This is a genomic window from Methylophaga sp. UBA5088 (assembly GCF_002414625.1).
In the GTDB taxonomy this organism is placed as follows: Bacteria; Pseudomonadota; Gammaproteobacteria; order Nitrosococcales; family Methylophagaceae; genus Methylophaga; species Methylophaga marina.
In genome coordinates this window covers 9,418-10,194 of sequence record NZ_DIAC01000094.1, presented here as the reverse complement: position 1 = coordinate 10,194, position 777 = coordinate 9,418, and the positions used below count along the sequence as shown (strand labels likewise).

The 777-nt window shown below is 38.0% G+C and carries 1 protein-coding gene and 1 pseudogene; both read right to left on the bottom strand.

Annotated features, from left to right (window positions below; translation table 11 throughout):
* Positions 1-480, bottom strand: a 480-nt coding sequence (locus B4K20_RS11590; protein WP_289282998.1) for a L,D-transpeptidase family protein, incomplete at its 3' end; no start/stop codon positions are given.
* Between the two features lie 54 nt (positions 481-534).
* A pseudogene (locus tag B4K20_RS11585) lies at positions 535-777 on the bottom strand (spermidine synthase); the annotation flags it as partial.

Below are 777 nucleotides of genomic sequence, written 5' to 3'. Positions count from 1 at the left end.
GCAACCTTGCGTCCAATTAGCTATACGATGAATTTCAAGTTTATCTTTGGTTTCAACACCAATTCCGTGAATACCAATAACACCACCTAGCGCTGTATTTTGAGGTGGAATTCCGCCAAAAATGTGCGCATCAAGAATTCTTCGATATTGTGACTTTTTGATATGCCCGGCTTTTAAACCATTAATCGCATCTCTGACACTCGGATAATCGAGTTGTAAAAACAAGTGAAAGCGTTCACTGTCCTTTATTTTAACAATGTGATAGCTACCCAATGGCGTTAGTCTATCCCCTTCCTTTTGTTTTGCTTTTCTGCCGCCACTGCCAATGGCAGCATGATAAGAGCGTATGACCTTATCGTTTTTTTGCACCAATAATTTATTTTCAGATCGTTTAATAACAATCTTATATGCGTTTTCAGCCCAGCTTACCTGTTGATGTAAAAACAAACTCAACAATAACAGCAAAACCCACTTCTTCATGAAACCCCTACAAACTAAAGACTGACCAATAAGTACACCCACACAAAGCCAATCTTAAATCGCAAATAAACGATGAATGAAATTTCGGTTTTGTCTGATGAGATTTTGTAATGAACGTGGCAAGTTAACTTGATACATCATTTCTAAATTATTGACCTGTTGACGTAATTTCTTCAGATACGCATTTTCCACATTAAACTTGGTGGCTAAAGCGATGACGTTACCTTTATTCTCGACCGGCAGAATCATAGCACGCTGTTGAAAGCTGTCATTAATTCTTTCCATGGTGGAGTTAAA